Source organism: Salinimicrobium gaetbulicola (assembly GCF_042676025.1).
Classification (GTDB): domain Bacteria; phylum Bacteroidota; class Bacteroidia; order Flavobacteriales; family Flavobacteriaceae; genus Salinimicrobium; species Salinimicrobium gaetbulicola.
This window is the reverse complement of sequence record NZ_JBHTJP010000032.1, coordinates 918,115-930,812: the sequence shown is the minus strand read 5'-3', so window position 1 is coordinate 930,812 and position 12,698 is coordinate 918,115. Positions and strand designations below refer to the sequence as shown.

Sequence of the window (12,698 nt, the reverse complement as noted above, 5' to 3'; positions counted from 1 at the left end):
TTTTGCGATAAAAAGTTAAAATACAAGAAATTATATTCTTATATTTTAGGGTATCTGTTAAATCAAAAATCAAAAAGATGTCACAACATGAGCACTCCAGCAATCCCGATAGCCACAAAGTTTGGGAAGTTAACGAATCAAGTAAATGCCCTTTTACAGGGGGAGCCGTGAAATTTACCGCCGGGACCGGAACTTCGAACCGGGATTGGTGGCCTAATCAACTTAATCTAAGTATCCTTCGTCAACATTCTACTTTAGCTGATCCTATGGACGAGGATTTTAATTATGCCGAAGAATTTAAAAGTCTCGATCTGAATGCGGTCAAAAAAGATCTTTTTGAACTAATGACCAATTCACAGGACTGGTGGCCGGCAGATTATGGTCATTATGGCCCTTTCTTTATAAGAATGGCCTGGCACAGTGCGGGAACTTATCGTATTGGAGATGGACGTGGTGGTGCAGGTTCAGGATCTCAGAGATTCGCCCCACTTAACAGCTGGCCTGATAATGCGAACCTGGACAAGGCCCGTCTTTTGCTGTGGCCGATTAAACAGAAATATGGAAGAAAGATATCCTGGGCAGATTTAATGATACTGGCTGGTAACTGCGCTTTGGAGTCTATGGGACTTAAACCATTTGGATTCGGTGGAGGACGTGAGGATATCTGGCAACCTGAAGAGGATATTTATTGGGGATCTGAAGGGGAATGGTTGGGAAATAAAGAACGATTCCAGAAGGAGAAATTGGAAAACCCTCTTGGAGCTACCCATATGGGATTGATCTATGTTAATCCTGAAGGCCCTAACGGAAATCCCGATCCTATTGCCGCTGCCGATCATATTCGGGAGACCTTCGGAAGAATGGCAATGAACGATTATGAGACAGTTGCCTTAATCGCAGGGGGACACACCTTCGGAAAAACTCATGGTGCTGCTGATCCTGAAAAATATGTAGATGTAGAGCCTGCAGGCGCTTCTCTTGAAGATATGGGATTAGGCTGGAAAAACAGCTTCCAGAGTGGGAAAGCCGGAGATACCATAACCAGTGGTATAGAGGGAGCATGGACACAGACTCCTACGAAATGGAGTAATTTTTTCTTTGAAAACCTTTTTAAATATGACTGGGAATGCGTGAAAGGACCGGGTGGTGCTTATCAATGGCAACCTAAAGATGGTGTTGATGCCGACCTGATCCCTGACGCTCACGACTTTTCAAAAAAACATCCTCCCTTTATGTTGACCACAGATCTTTCCTTAAGGATGGATCCGGAGTATGAAAAGATATCCAGACATTTTTATGAGAATCCCGATGAGTTTGCAGATGCCTTTGCAAAAGCCTGGTATAAATTGACCCATAGGGATATGGGTCCAATTAACAGGTATCTTGGGCCAGATGTGCCAAAAGAGGAATTAATATGGCAGGATCCTGTTCCAGCGGTTGATCATGATTTGATCAACGAGCAGGATATTTCCGAATTGAAATCAAAGATCCTGGATTCAGGTTTGACCGTTTCGCAGCTAGTTACAACAGCTTGGGCCTCTGCATCTACTTTTAGGGGTTCTGATAAAAGGGGAGGGGCTAATGGAGCTCGAATTCGTTTAACTCCTCAAAAGAACTGGCAGGTCAATAATCCGGCAGAATTACAAAAAGTGATCATGAAGTTAGAAGAGTTGAAATCTACTTTTGACGAAGCACAATCTGGAAACAAAAAAGTTTCCCTGGCTGATATGATCGTGTTGGGAGGCTGTGCTGCCGTTGAGAAAGCCGCGAAAGATGCCGGATATGAAGTTAAGGTGCCGTTTCATCCCGGTCGTACCGATGCCTCCCAGGAGCAAACCGACGTGGAGGCTTTTGATGCTTTAGAACCGAGTGCGGACGGTTTCCGAAATTTCTTAAGGCAGAGTGAAGATGTTACGGCTTCGGCTGAAGAGATGTTGGTAGACAGATCGCAGTTGCTTACACTCACCGCTCCAGAAATGACCGTTCTGGTTGGAGGAATGCGCGTGCTGGAAACAAATTTTGACGGTTCGAAGCACGGAGTGTTTACCGATAACCCGGGGAAGCTCACAAATGACTTCTTTACCAACCTACTTGACATGAGAACTGCCTGGAAGGCAACTTCAGATGACAAACATGTTTTTGAAGGAAAAGATCGCGCTTCTGGGGAAGTAAAATGGACCGGTACCAGGGTAGATCTAATTTTTGGGTCAAATTCGGAATTGCGTGCCCTTACAGAAGTTTATGCCTCTTCAGATGCTAAGGAGAAATTCGTTAAGGATTTTGTCAAAGCATGGGCAAAAGTGATGGAGCTGGATCGTTTTGATCTTAAATAACTAAGCGATAATTTAGTTAAAAGACCGGTAGAGCCGGTCTTTTTTTTTGTCCTTTCCAAAAAGAAGAATAACTGAGTTATTAAATTTCCGAAGTATTAAAATTTTCTTAATTTTATTTTTCAAATACTGATCATTGTCATAAATCGGGTAAAATGGTCGGAATATTTTTGTAATGAAAATGATATAGCCGGATTAAGAGCCAATCAAATAGGTTCCCTTTTTAAAATTGGAAGAATCTATTTGATAAAAATCCCATATTCTATAACATTGACATTAGAGTAAACTAACCAGCAGACCTTCCAATATGAAATCACCATTTAATCTATTACCTCAAAAAGGCTCTAATTGGCGTCAGGTCGCATTATTTTTTATCGCAATTATCATTGGGTTAGGATTGTTCATGATGAAGGAGGCCAGGGTAACCTCATATCTTTCAGATGATCCGCAGGCATGTGTCAATTGTCATGTTATGACCCCGGTGTACAACAGCTGGATGAACAGTTCACATAGGGAATGGGCTAATTGTAATGATTGTCATGTGCCACATGATAATGTGGTGAATAAATATTATTTCAAAGCTAAAGATGGTCTATACCATGCTTCAGTATTTACGGCAAGAGCAGAACCTGATGTGATCAAGATGAAAGAGGCTTCTCAAGAAGTGGTTCAGCAAAACTGTATTCGTTGTCATGTACAGCAGGTGACTCAGGTAAAATATGACGGCTGGGTGGATGATCACCGCGAAAAACGGACTGGAAGACAATGCTGGAGCTGTCATCAACAAGTTCCTCATGGAGATGTACACGGATTAACTACTATTAAATATAATTTGGCACCTATTCCTACCGACCAGGAAGAAATGGTTATTCCCGATTGGTTGGCAGAACAAACAGATAAAAACCCGAAGAATGAAAAATAAAGTATTATTTATTGTAACCATTATAGTCGTATTCCTTTTAGGACTATTGGCTTCCAGCATCATTAACCGGAAGTCTGAAGCAAAATATCAGTTCACCCCTAAAGTTGAGATTGCAGAGAATGAACCAAGAAATGAAGTATGGGGCGAGAATTATCCTAAAGAATATCAGTCTTTCATGCAAACCAGGGATACTTCCTTTTCCTCTTTCCAGGGAGGATCGTCTATGATCGACGTTCTTGAAGAAGACCCTAATCTTGTTATTTTGTTCGCAGGTTACGGTTTTTCAAAAGATTATAACCAGGGTCGCGGACATGCCTACGCGATCGAGGACATTCATAATACTTTAAGAACCGGTGGCCCTAAAGGAGAAGGAGATGGGCCTATGCCTTCTACCTGCTGGACTTGTAAAAGTCCCGATGTTCCAAGATTAATGAATGAAATTGGAGTTGCCGAGTTCTACAGCGGAAAATGGGCAGATAAAGGTCATGAGGTGGTGAATCCTATTGGTTGTGCAGATTGTCACGACCCAAAAAGTATGAAACTTCGAATCACCAGACCTGCTCTAGTAGAGGCCTTTGATGCTATGGGAAAAGATATAAATAACGCTACCCATAATGAAATGCGCTCGCTGGTGTGTGCGCAATGTCACGTGGAATATTACTTTAATAAGAACCTTCCGGGTAAAGAAGGTGTGCCTTATCTGGTATTTCCATGGGAAGAAGGTACCACTGTAGAAGACATGGAGAGATATTATGATAATATTCAGTTTTCAGACTGGACACATAAGTTAAGTAAAGCGCCAATGCTAAAAGCACAGCATCCGGGGTATGAAACTTTCGTGACAGGGGTTCATGCAGACAGGGGAGTTTCCTGCGCGGATTGTCATATGCCTTATAAAAGTGAAGGCGGTCAAAAGTTCACAGACCACCATATCCAATCTCCTTTGAACAATACCTCAAATGCCTGCCAGGTATGCCACAGGGAAGAATCTACCAAGTTGATCGCAAATGTTTATGAAAGACAGAAGAAAGCGACTGAAAATAGATTGAAACTGGAGGATCTGTTAGTGCGAGCTCACCTGGAAGCAAAAAAATGCTGGGATCTAGGTGCAACCGAAGAGCAGATGAAAGATATCCTGCAAGATATTCGTCATGCACAATGGCGTTGGGATTTCTCTGCTGCGGCTCATGGGGCGTCTTTCCACTCGCCTGTGGAGATCGCCAGAGTGATAGGCGGAGGTCTTGTGAAAGCACAGGATGCAAGATTGAAGTTAAGCCGTTTGTTGGCTGATCTTGGTCATAACAAACCTATTGAAATGCCAGACATTGATACTAAAGAAAAAGCTCAGAAATTCATTGGCCTTGATATGGAAAAATTAGAGGCTGAGAAAGAAAGTTTTAAAGAAAACCTGCTTCCAAAATGGATGGAAAGAGCCAAGGAACGTGAAGCAAAAATGGATACTAAAAAAGCGGTTTCTTCGGTAGAAGAATAATCAAATATTGATATTATATAGAGGCACCTTTTGTGAAAATTAGGTGTCTCTATATTTTATGGAGAAAATAAATTGCAATGAAAAAGTTATATAAAGTTTTCGCATCGCCTGTTTTGGCAGTACTATTATTGTTCGCGTATGCGGTAGCTATGGCGGTCGCCACCTTTGTTGAAAATGATTTTGGTACAGCAACTGCCTGGCAGTTGATCTATGATTCCTTATGGTTTGAACTCATTATGCTAGGCCTGGGAATTAGTTTTGCGGCCAATATTTTTAAATACAACCTCTGGAGAAAAGAGAAATGGGCGATCCTTTTATTTCACCTGGCTTTTATCGTGATCCTCATTGGCGCAGGAATTACCCGGTACACTTCTTATGGTGGGATCATGCGCATACGGGAAGGAGCAGCTTCTAACACGATAATTTCAGATGCCAATTTTTTAAAGTTCACATTGAGTGATAAGAATGGTTCAAAGACCCTTGAAAAGAGAATGAATTTTTCTCCTATCGGGGATAATGATTTTACCATTGACACCGAATTCAACGGTCAGCCGGTAACCGTGAGTTATAATGAGTTTGTGGCAGATGCGGTTCCCGAAATTGTTGACGGCATCGAAGGAGGAAAGCCAATGCTTCAAATGGTGGTTTCGGCAGGTAGTCAACGCCAGACCGTTTTTCTTGAGAAAGGAGAGATCGAGAACATAGGTACTCATAATCACAAAATAGGCTTTGAAGCTGAAGGGGAAGGGGTGATCAATATTACAGAGGAGGACGGCAGCTTTAAGATAAGGTCTCCGCGGAATCTGGGAACTTTTGTGATGGCTTCAGAAAAAGCCGGAACACTGTTAAAGGACAGTTTACATCCCATGTCCCTTCGAACTTTGTATAGAGATGGAGATGCGTCCTTTGTTCCGTTATCTTACCATCCTAATGCGTCCATTAAATTGGTGAGCGAATCTGAAAAACCAAAAGATAATGATGAGATCAAGGATGATGCCCTTGTGGTGAACGTCAAAGTTGGTGATCAGGAAGAAAAGGTGACCTTATTGTACAGGCAAGGCTTTTTGCCATCCCAACATGAGGTTGAGTTGGCAGGCACAAAAGTGATTTTGTCCTACGGTTCAAAGGCTTTAACCACACCTTTTGCCATTCATCTTGATGATTTTCAGCTGGAGCGCTATCCCGGTTCAACAAGCCCTTCCTCTTATGCGAGTGAAGTTAAGGTGATGGATAATGGTAAGGCCATGCCCCATCGCATTTATATGAACAATGTCCTGGATTATGAAGGGTACAGATTCTTTCAAGCCAGTTATGACACCGATGAGATGGGAACAGTGCTGGCTGTGAATCATGATGCTCCGGGAACTTATGTTACCTACGCGGGTTATTTTCTAATGATGATAGGAATGTTCTTTACGCTCTTCGGAAGAGCTTCGAGGTTCACACAGATCAATAAGAAACTCAAGAAAATGAAAACGATAAGTTTGTTACTTCTGCTTTTTGGCTTTTCTGCCGGAATGAATGCACAGGAACCTGATCCTGAGATCACGATAGATATTATTGAAGAGCAAACGGTGAACGAACAGCATGCAGAGATGTTCGGAAGGCTTATGGTTCAGGATCTTGATGGAAGAATAAAACCTGTCAACACCCTGGCTTCAGAATTTCTTCGGAAGCTAACCAGAAAGCCATATTTTAAATTCACTAAGGAAGGCGAAAAAACAACCTTAAGTGCCAACCAGGCCTTTCTGGCGATGCATGCTTCTCCCAATGTGTGGCAATATATTCCGTTGATAAAAATAGACCGGGATAAGGCCAAAGGCGCTTTTTCTGCCCTTGAACTTAGTGAGGATGACCTGGTGTCGTTTGCGCAACTTCTAGATGATAAAGGAAATTATTTGCTGGTCAAAGCTATTGAAGATGCCAATCAGAAAAAGCCTGCAGAACGTAATGAATTAGATAAGGAAGTGATCAAGGTCGACGAACGCTTCAATATTCTCTACAATGTTTTTGCGGGGCATTATTTGAAAATATTCCCTAACAGTAATGACAGTACTAACAAATGGTACAGCCCCACTCATGATTTTAATGATTTTCCGGCAGAAGATGCCCGTTTTGCAAAGGGGATAATTCCGGGGTATTTTAATGATGTCAAAAATAAAGACTGGGCAGCAGCCAGCGAAAAATTAACGTATATCAAGAAATTTCAGGATGTTCTGGGAGAGGAGATAATTCCTGACAGTAAGAGAGTTGAGGCCGAGATCTGGTACAATGAACTGAATCTTAATTTTTGGTTGTTCCAGTTGTACTTTACTATTGGGGCGATCTTGTTACTGCTTGCTATTGTCAAGATCTTTACGAATAATAAAGGTATTGAGATCGTGTGGAACGCTTTGATCCTTATCACTTTGATAAGCTTCCTGGCTTTCACCGGAAATATCATATTGCGCTGGTACGTAGCTCAACACGCCCCATGGAGCAATGGTTATGAAATGCTGGTCTTTGTGGCATGGACGCTCTTGCTATGTGGTTTGCTCACCTTTAGAAAATCTGATTTCGCATTGCCTCTTGCTACTTTATTTACCGGGGCTCTTTTATTTGTGAGTTACCTGGACTGGTTGAACCCTGAGATCACTAATTTGATGCCTGTGCTAAAATCATCTTTCTGGCTGAAAGTGCATGTCGCTACTATCGTAAGCAGTTATGCTCCTCTGGCGCTTTCTGCTATTTTGGGACTAATGGCCTTACTTCTAATAATTTTCAGAACACCCGGTTCTCAGAAAAAGATCAATGTGAAGATTAAAGAGATCACTTATATCAATGAGATCGCAATGACCATTGGTTTATTCGTACTGGCGGTAGGAACTTTTCTTGGCGGTATCTGGGCCAATGAATCCTGGGGGCGTTACTGGGCATGGGATCCCAAGGAAACCTGGGCGCTCATAAGTATTATTGTCTATACAGTGGTGCTGCACCTTCGGTTTATTCCGGCTCTGCGAGGCAGGTTTGTATTGAACGCGGTAAGTGTCTTCGCTTTCGGATCTATTATAATGACCTCTTTTGGAGTGAACTATTATTTATCAGGCCTACATAGCTATGCAGCCGGTGACCCGCTGCCCATTCCATCATTCATCTATGTGCTAATAGCAATTCTTACGGCAATCGCCATTCTGGCATTTTTCCGTGATAGGAAATACCGAAGATCAAAGGTGACGGTATAGAAATGAAAACTAAAAAAAGCCCGTAACTGATTAAAGTTACGGGCTTTTGGTTTTTAGGAAGCTATGATTACTGTCCTGATAGGTCTAAAACAGACTCTGGCATTTCAGCATTTTCACTCTTTAAATAGGTGTTGAACCAGCGCATCATACGAAGGCTATAGTCATATCTCGCCGTTGAATTGCGGTTACCATGTCCTTCACCGGGATATAGTACTAATCTAACCGGAGTATCAGTTCGGGTTTTTATATGTCGGTACAGTTCATAGGATTGCCCCGGGTCAACACGGGTGTCTTCTTTTCCGTGCATTATAAGTAACGGAGTTTTTGCCTGGTCTGCATAAAAGATCGGGCTTCTCTCAAGGAAGAACTGGTAATCGTCCCATATTCTTTTTCGGCTGTGTACCAGGAACATTTCTTCAGGTATATCGCTGGTTCCCCATTTTGAAAGATTATTGCTGATACCTACGAACATGACCCCTGCCGCAAATCTTTCAGTATGGCGGGTAGACATCCAGGCTGTGGCATACCCTCCGTAAGAACCTCCGGTTACACCTACTTTATCTTTATCGATTCCGTAATCGGTAATAAGGTGGTCAATACCGTGGATGATATCATCAAATTCTTTTCCTCCCGGATCTCCCTGGCTGGATTTGGCGAATTCTACTCCCCGGCCCGTACTTCCCCTGTAATTGGGATAGAAGACATAATAGCCTTCACCTGCACCCATTTGGCCTGGCATGCTGTAGGCTGTCAGCCAGCCGTTGCTGTAGTGAGCTTCAGGCCCACCATGAACAACAGTAATAAGGGGAGCTCTTTCTGCGTTATTGACCGGGTGGATCAAAATCCCCTGTATTTCCATACCATCGTCTGCATTAAAGGTAAATACCTCTTGTTTTCCTAAATTTTCCTCTTCCAGCCATGGATTGGAAGTAGTCAATTTTTGTGCAGAATCAGATCCTGCTTTAAGAAAAAATAATTCGTTAGGATGTTTAGGGGTATTCCCCGTAAAAGCAATGCTGTTGTCTTTAGCCAGCGAGAAACCTGTAATATGTAAATTTTTATCTTCGAATACTTTTTTGGTTTTTCCATCCATTCCTAAAGTACCCAGATTGCTGTATACCCCTTCACTTGCAAGGTAGGTGAGCGTTTTGTCATCCTTCCAGGCTATTGTTTCAAACTTACCTTTGAAATCGCGCTGTAGGATCTGCGGACTTCCTCCTGTAGCTTCAGCGATAAAAATTCGGCCGTCAGTTGGATCATTTTCATCTTCTCCGGCAATGAAGGCAATTTTTTTCCCGTTTGGACTCCAATGGAAGGCACCCATTTTAGCCTTGTGATCAACCTGCGCAGATACTTTGGAAGTTTCGGCGTCTATTATATAAAGCTTTTGTCCGGTATAAAAATCATCAACAAGAGAGGAGGGGGCAGCGCTTACCGCGAGATATTTACCGTTCGGACTCCATTTTAGTCCAGTTACATGCCCCTGAACTTCAATTTTTACAGGGGAAGGATCGTTTAATTGTGCAATATAGGCTGCGGAATTTTGCAGGTCTCCCTCGTAGATCTCCGGTTGGTAAGGTAAGGCGGATTCCTTTTCCTTTTTAGATTCTTTAGCGACAAAGGCAATTTTTGATCCCTCAGGATTCCATTCAAACCCTGAAATAGACGATTCATATTCAAAGATCTTCTGGGGTTCTCCACCTGCTACAGGTATTTGATAGATCGAGGTTGCCGAATCTTTTTCCTGTTTGGCAGCAAAGGTTATATTGTTTTGTTTAGGCCTGAATTTGATGTTGGAGACGCTGTAATCCGTGACCAGGGAAGTAGATGAATTTGAAGCCAGGTCAAAGAGATATAGATGCATACTTCCCGGTGCGTTTTCCTTTGTAGGATCGGCGGGAACCATTTTTTGATAGGCAATTTTCTGTCCGTTCGGAGAGATCAAGGCATCAGTAATGACCTCCAGTTTTGCCACATCCTCTGGGGTAAGCACATTTTCCTGTGCAAAGAGAGGGCTGGTTAGAAACAATAGAAGCATTGGAAAGATTTTTTTCATAACATACTGCATTTAAGGGTTGAAAGATTTCATGAAGTTACATGAAAAAACACTTTTTGCCAAGGAGACAGCTAAATTGGTAATTGGTCTTATTTTAATACAAAATCTAGATAATTTTAATCTGGTTAGAGATCACCATGAGTGAGTACTATAAAAACTTTTCCGGGAATAGTATTCTCCGTTAAACTAGAACGATTCATTTGGTCAGAATAAATGGAATTTTAGGTGTTTAGGAGAGTCGTTCGTCGAAAATACAATTAAAATATAATAAAATTTTAACAAAATTTTATTATTATTGTTATGTCGATATTCTGCCCTACCAGAAAGGAATTCACAGAAGATTTTCTGGGAATGTCGGTTTTACTTAACCTATTAAAAATTATGGTAAAATGAGAAAAACTCTAATGGGCCTTGCGCTTGGTTGCACCCTCATGAGCTGCACTGTGCAGCAAAATGTTGTCCAGGTAGAACCGCAGGTCAAGGAATTAAAACAACCCGAGGCGCAGGGGTTGAAGCGAAAAGTAGCTATTGCCCGGTTTTCAAATGAAACCCAGTATGCGAAAGGAATCTTCTACGAAAAAGAAAATGATCCAATTACCAATCAGGCACTGGACATTTTAACAACAAAACTAGCTTCCACAAATAAATTTATACTTCTGGAACGCCAGGAGATGGATAAAATAATGGAGGAATACAAGCTTTCTGAAAATCAGGGGCAAAAGTTAGGGGCTGATTATCTGATTATTGGGTCGGTCACTGAATTTGGTCGTAAAAATGTTGGTGATGTCAATGTTTTCTCCCGAAGTAAAACACAGACCGTACAGGCTGGAGTGAGCATACGATTAGTAGATGTTTCCACAGGCCAGATCATTTATTCTGAAGAGGCTAAGGGAGAGGCCGAAACTACCAACAAAACCGTAATGGGAATGGGAGAACGTACTGATTATGATGCCACTTTAAGCGACAAGGCAATTTCAGTAGCCATTTCTAAACTCGTAGAAAATATTATCAACAATTGTATGGACAGACCCTGGAAATCTTATTTCCTGACTTATGACCAAGACGGAATTTTGATATCGGGAGGTGCCAGTCAAGGAATTAAAGTAAATGACATTTTTGAGGTCGTTGAAAAAGGTAAAAGTGTCAAAAATCCACAAACAGGGATGATGATGGAATTGCCGGGAAAAGCAGTTGGAAAGGTTAAAGTAACTCATATGGGAGGTGATAATCCGCAATCTGAATTCTCAATGGTTTCATTTGTTGAGGGAACGATTGATAGTAGTAATCTTGATATGTATTACATTAAAGAAATTAAGATATGAGAAAATTGATCCTTCTATTTATTGTGCTCCTATCAGTAGGATGCACTGGTGTAAAAACAACCACTTCAGGTCTAGAAAATGAAGCATTTCTGGTTTTTTTGGGAAACCCCGAAAATTACGACTCGGGTGTAGAGGTAAGCATTGATGGCAAAACCTCTTTTTCTGCAGAGGTGCAAAAAAACCATGCTGACAGACCAAAGGGAAAAGTTTATGCTATTTCAACGGGCCAGCATCTGGTCTCTGTTGCTCATAATAACGAGATCATCTATCAAAAAAGAATTTTTGTATCTGCCCAAGAGACTAAAAAAATAATACTACCATGAAAAAAATAATCTTAATACTTACTGTAGCAATTCTGGCCGTATCCTGCACTGCCCCAAAACAACTTTATTCCTGGGAAAAATACGAGGACGCCAGTTACAACTATATTAAAAAAAGTGATGAAGAATCATTAACGACCCTTCTTGAGAATTACAAAAAAATAATTTCAGAACAAACCGGAACAAGGAAGGCCGTGCCCCCGGGAATCTACGCCGATTATGGTTTTATTCTACTGCAAAAAGGAGAAGTAGCCCAGGGAAAAGATATGCTGGCAAAAGAAATAGAGCTATATCCTGAATCTAAAATTTTTATTGAAAGAATCTTAAAACTAACTGAGTTATGAAAAGAGCACTGTTTGTATTTAGTTTAATTGTATTTACACTTTCCAGTTGTAGTACACCCAAAGTTGCAAAATCGGTTGCTTATCAACAAATGTATGAGCAAGAGCCTCTTACTGTCTTATTGATGCCCCCCATTAACAGAACTACTAATGTGGAAGCCAAGGAATATTTCCACACCACATTAAATGTTCCCCTGGCAAATGCCGGATATTATGTAATTCCTCCGTTCCTTTCAATGGAGATCTTAAAGAAGGAAAGTGCCTATGATGCTGAATTGTTTTTAGATTCACCATTGAGTACTTTTGGAGAAATCTTTGGTGCTGATCTTGCTGTTTTTACCATTATCAACAAGTGGGATAAGTCAGCAATTGGATCAAACGTAAAGGTCGAAGTGGAATATATTATAAAATCGACCAAGACTAATGAGACCTTGTATAATAGAAAAGGTGAGGTTGTCTATGATACTTCCGTCAATACTGGTGCTCCTGGGGTGTTAGGTTTAGTGGCTAATTTGGCTTTATCTGCCGTTAATACGGCTGCGACTAAATATGTTGACGTTGCCAAAGCATGTAACACTTATACCTTCCAAGATCTTCCTACGGGAAAATATAATCCTAAATTCAAGGTAGATGGGGAGGAATTGGCAGGTCCTAAGGAATTTACTGTTCGATTAAATAGTACGTTCTAGTGCTT

General features: G+C 41.4%; 9 protein-coding genes. 8 read left to right on the top strand and 1 reads right to left on the bottom strand.

Annotation, left to right across the window (positions count from 1 at the left end; translation table 11 throughout):
* Nucleotides 1–77: 77 nt before the first annotated feature.
* The 4 genes from katG to ccsA all read left to right on the top strand — a co-directional run bounded on the left by katG (nucleotide 78) and on the right by ccsA (nucleotide 7,965).
* Complete coding sequence (gene katG / locus ACFQ1G_RS05755) at nucleotides 78–2,333, top strand: catalase/peroxidase HPI (protein WP_380737478.1); 2,256 nt, start codon at nucleotides 78–80, stop codon at nucleotides 2,331–2,333.
* Nucleotides 2,334–2,637: 304 nt separating this feature from the next.
* A complete protein-coding gene (gene nrfH, locus ACFQ1G_RS05750) occupies nucleotides 2,638–3,252 on the top strand; it encodes a cytochrome c nitrite reductase small subunit (RefSeq protein ID WP_380737476.1) in 615 nt (204 codons plus the stop codon).
* On the top strand, nucleotides 3,242–4,744 hold the full coding sequence (nrfA, locus tag ACFQ1G_RS05745) for an ammonia-forming cytochrome c nitrite reductase (protein WP_380737474.1): 1,503 nt from the start codon (nucleotides 3,242–3,244) through the stop codon (nucleotides 4,742–4,744). Before nrfH ends, nrfA begins: the two co-directional genes overlap by 11 nt.
* A gap of 77 nt (nucleotides 4,745–4,821) precedes the next feature.
* The gene (gene ccsA, locus ACFQ1G_RS05740; protein WP_380737472.1) at nucleotides 4,822–7,965 is read left to right on the top strand and encodes a cytochrome c biogenesis protein; all 3,144 of its coding nucleotides are present in this window, start codon (nucleotides 4,822–4,824) and stop codon (nucleotides 7,963–7,965) included.
* A gap of 67 nt (nucleotides 7,966–8,032) precedes the next feature.
* Here ccsA and ACFQ1G_RS05735 read toward each other — a convergent pair whose 3' ends face one another.
* On the bottom strand, nucleotides 8,033–10,021 hold the full coding sequence (locus ACFQ1G_RS05735) for a S9 family peptidase (protein ID WP_380737470.1): 1,989 nt from the start codon (nucleotides 10,019–10,021) through the stop codon (nucleotides 8,033–8,035).
* Nucleotides 10,022–10,410: 389 nt separating this feature from the next.
* Between ACFQ1G_RS05735 and ACFQ1G_RS05730 the strand changes: the two genes are divergently transcribed.
* From ACFQ1G_RS05730 to ACFQ1G_RS05715, 4 genes are read left to right on the top strand one after another with little or no spacing between them, the layout of a single operon-like run.
* Complete coding sequence (locus ACFQ1G_RS05730) at nucleotides 10,411–11,343, top strand: CsgG/HfaB family protein (RefSeq protein WP_380737468.1); 933 nt, start codon at nucleotides 10,411–10,413, stop codon at nucleotides 11,341–11,343.
* Entirely contained in the window at nucleotides 11,340–11,666 is a 327-nt protein-coding gene (locus tag ACFQ1G_RS05725) for a hypothetical protein (protein WP_380737466.1), read from the top strand. Before ACFQ1G_RS05730 ends, ACFQ1G_RS05725 begins: the two co-directional genes overlap by 4 nt.
* Complete coding sequence (locus ACFQ1G_RS05720) at nucleotides 11,663–12,007, top strand: DUF4810 domain-containing protein (RefSeq protein WP_380737464.1); 345 nt, start codon at nucleotides 11,663–11,665, stop codon at nucleotides 12,005–12,007. The genes ACFQ1G_RS05725 and ACFQ1G_RS05720 overlap by 4 nt, the downstream gene beginning before the upstream one ends.
* Nucleotides 12,004–12,693: a GNA1162 family protein gene (locus ACFQ1G_RS05715; RefSeq protein WP_380737462.1), complete on the top strand. Its 690-nt coding sequence runs from the start codon at nucleotides 12,004–12,006 to the stop codon at nucleotides 12,691–12,693. The genes ACFQ1G_RS05720 and ACFQ1G_RS05715 overlap by 4 nt, the downstream gene beginning before the upstream one ends.
* The last annotated feature ends 5 nt before the right edge of the window (nucleotides 12,694–12,698 follow it).

Bases quoted from the DNA above. Each gene is read 5' to 3' on its own strand.
- katG (WP_380737478.1), top strand. From the start codon at position 78: ATGTCACAACATGAGCACTCCAGCAATCCCGATAGCCACAAAGTTTGG.
- nrfH (WP_380737476.1), top strand. From the start codon at position 2,638: ATGAAATCACCATTTAATCTATTACCTCAAAAAGGCTCTAATTGGCGT.
- nrfA (WP_380737474.1), top strand. From the start codon at position 3,242: ATGAAAAATAAAGTATTATTTATTGTAACCATTATAGTCGTATTCCTT.
- ccsA (WP_380737472.1), top strand. From the start codon at position 4,822: ATGAAAAAGTTATATAAAGTTTTCGCATCGCCTGTTTTGGCAGTACTA.
- ACFQ1G_RS05735 (WP_380737470.1), bottom strand. From the start codon at position 10,021: ATGAAAAAAATCTTTCCAATGCTTCTATTGTTTCTAACCAGCCCTCTC.
- ACFQ1G_RS05730 (WP_380737468.1), top strand. From the start codon at position 10,411: ATGAGAAAAACTCTAATGGGCCTTGCGCTTGGTTGCACCCTCATGAGC.
- ACFQ1G_RS05725 (WP_380737466.1), top strand. From the start codon at position 11,340: ATGAGAAAATTGATCCTTCTATTTATTGTGCTCCTATCAGTAGGATGC.
- ACFQ1G_RS05720 (WP_380737464.1), top strand. From the start codon at position 11,663: ATGAAAAAAATAATCTTAATACTTACTGTAGCAATTCTGGCCGTATCC.
- ACFQ1G_RS05715 (WP_380737462.1), top strand. From the start codon at position 12,004: ATGAAAAGAGCACTGTTTGTATTTAGTTTAATTGTATTTACACTTTCC.